A 2,682-nucleotide genomic window follows, 5' to 3' on the forward strand; every position below is an offset into this window, starting at 1 on the left:
GCCATGTTCAGGCCGCGAATTTGCGACGTCATGCGGTTGCTGATGGACAAACCTGCCGCATCATCTTTGGCTGAGTTGATGCGCTTGCCAGTTGACAAACGCTCCATGGCGGTAGACAGATCACGACCGACTTTCATGATCGCGTCTTGAGCCACCAGGGACTTCACATTGGTATTCACAACAGTCATCACATTCTCCTAGAGAGATTTAAAAGGGAGGTGCTTGATGCGCCTTACCTTGTGATTCGGACTGTCTTGGTCTTACTTTAGAGAAAAGCGGCAAATATTTGCCACTTTTTAAAAAAAGCGGCAAATCGTTGCCACTGAAAAGTCGAAATTAAAGTTTTCCGTCGAAGAGCAAGCCCTTCATTTTCTCAATCGAGTGGGCCACACGTACCACCACTTCGTCAGGAATTTGCCGAATGACTTGACCCGTTTCTAAGTTAGAAACCGTCACGATTGCGCCACTGACAGCTGGATCAATTCGAAAACCCAGGGCTCTGCCCGCGTTGTCGGAGGTGCGTTTGAGTTCTTGAACCGCCAGCTCCAACTGCCTGCGACTGCTGTCGAGTTGGTCAGACGACTTTTGAACCACCTGGCGAAAGTCATTGAATCGGTTGGCCACATCGGATGGCCGCGCCGACGGTTCTGCCACCACGGCAGGTGCGGCCGCATTGGGCGCAGCATGCGTGCTCGGCAATACCGTCGCCCCACTCAAGTTGTTGATTGAACTCATGAACTCCCCTCAAGCACCCTTCAAAGTGCGAATTTAAAACTAGGCAATCGAGTCATCGGAACGAGATCAGAGAACTTGAGCGAAATATTTAAATATATTGAATGGTTTTCTCAACAGCGGATTTCATATTACTTTTCTCCTCACCCACGACCAACTGCATGCTGGGCTGGAAAGGATAACCCTGGGTGCCAAAAGAAGTCCAGTTGTAGGAGTCTGCACACAACAATGTTCTGGTTCCAACAGCCCCACTGATTTGAGCCACCGCAGTTCCAACAGAACACACCACATCCAGGTTGGCAATGATGGCGGCCACCGCCTCCAAATCTTTTTGCAAATCGGTGTCTGGCCAGCGGATGATTTGGATGCCCAATGCGGACTCGACCTCCAACAATTCCTTTTCACAGGGACCATATTGCAGGTTCACCACACAGACATCGTCTCGCTGCAAGAGTTCAGCCCAATCCATCAACATGGTGTAAGAAGTGCTTCGCGTGGGAGAAACGACCGCACTGCGCCAGCACAAGCCCACACGTTTTTTTTGACCACACGCCGCTTGCAATCGCTGCTCGTATTCTGCGCGGAGAGTCGGCTCAGGCACCCAATAGGGTTTGGAACGGTCAAAGTCCTCAATTTTTCGACGGTACAAACTGGCCAAGCTTCCCAAGGGAATTTGTACATCGAAGTCTTTGTGTGGACTGTCAAAAGGAAAAATAGACCGGTAGAGTTCTGCGCGAACTTCAAATTCAGGGAAAGAACGCTGAAACACGGAGACCAAGCGTGGCTCGCACTCCAAAATAACTTTGCCATCCAGTGCACGCAGTTCATTGAGCATGGAGGCGAACATGATTTCATCGCCCAAGCCTTGTTCACGCCAGACCAAAAGGGATTTGCCCATCAAAGGCTGCCCTGTCCAGCGAGGTTCGGTGAAGTTACGCTGCGGACGGCGACCACGGTTAGAGTCAATCAAAGGACTGAAACCATGCTCCAAACGTTCCCACCCTTTTTCTAAATTTCCCAAGCGCAAATAGGGAAATGCGGTGTTGTGCAGGGCACCTACCAAGGCTCTTTCACTCAAAACGCCTTTGGCTTCTCGCACCACGTATTCAATCTCTTGGATGATTTTGGCATCGTCCCCAGAAATTGCATTGGCCAAATTCAACCTCGCGGTGTAGTGCTTTGGGTTGAGATCAACCGCGGTTTGGAAAGCAATCACTGCATCTGACTGCCGTGCACAAGCATGAAGACTGGCACCCAAATTGTTGTAGGCATCGGCATTGGTGGGCACCAATTGAATGGCCCTCATGGCCACTTCAAGTGCTTTCTGGTTCAAGCCCAGGGCAGCATAAGCGGAATGCAAATTGAACAACAAGGCCGGCACGCTGGGTGTTCGGCTGATCTGTTCTTCAAGCACATGAACGGCCAACTCATCTTGGCTGGTGTTCATCAAAGCCACAGAGGCGATCATGGCGCCGTTGACGTTGTTGGGCTCAGCATCTGTGAGTTTTCGTGCGGCGTCAAAAGCCTCGGCAAAGTGCTTGGTCTCCAAGGCGCACAGCGCCAAAGTTTCAACCGCACCCATCTCCTGTTGGTTGATTCGCAAAATGGCTTCGCACAGGCGCTTGCACTCTGGAAAATTGGCCGATTTTCTGGCCTTTTCGGCCTTGAGTAACAAATGATGCAATTGAGGCTTGGACATAAAAAGAGGGCTGAGTCGACAGACACAGCCCTCATGCTAACACCTCGGTTTCAGACTTATTTCAGCAGCGACATCACCATTTGTGACGACTGGTTCGCTTGCGCCAACATGGCCGTGGCAGCTTGCTGAATGATCTGGCTCTTGGCCAAAGCCGTGGTCTCTTTCGAGTAGTCCGTATCCATGATGCGGCTTCTGGACGCCTCGGTGTTGGTCACCACGTTGCTCAGGTTGTTGACCGTGGCATTCAGGCG

General features: G+C 51.3%; 3 protein-coding genes and 1 pseudogene. All 4 read right to left on the bottom strand.

The window, feature by feature from the left end:
• Nucleotides 1-188: pseudogene (locus ACKWJN_RS06355) on the bottom strand (flagellin FliC); the annotation flags it as partial.
• Nucleotides 189-336: 148 nt separating this feature from the next.
• On the bottom strand, nucleotides 337-735 hold the full coding sequence (locus tag ACKWJN_RS06360) for a flagellar protein FlaG (RefSeq protein WP_408595512.1): 399 nt from the start codon (nucleotides 733-735) through the stop codon (nucleotides 337-339).
• Nucleotides 736-823: 88 nt separating this feature from the next.
• Nucleotides 824-2,431, bottom strand: a complete 1,608-nt coding sequence (locus ACKWJN_RS06365; protein WP_408595513.1) for a hypothetical protein — start codon at nucleotides 2,429-2,431, stop codon at nucleotides 824-826.
• Between the two features lie 56 nt (nucleotides 2,432-2,487).
• Nucleotides 2,488-2,682 (bottom strand): flagellin (locus ACKWJN_RS06370; protein ID WP_408595514.1); only part of this gene is annotated, 195 nt, incomplete at its 5' end.

Origin of the sequence: Limnohabitans sp., assembly GCF_046052825.1 — a bacterium.
Classification (GTDB): domain Bacteria; phylum Pseudomonadota; class Gammaproteobacteria; order Burkholderiales; family Burkholderiaceae_C; genus Limnohabitans.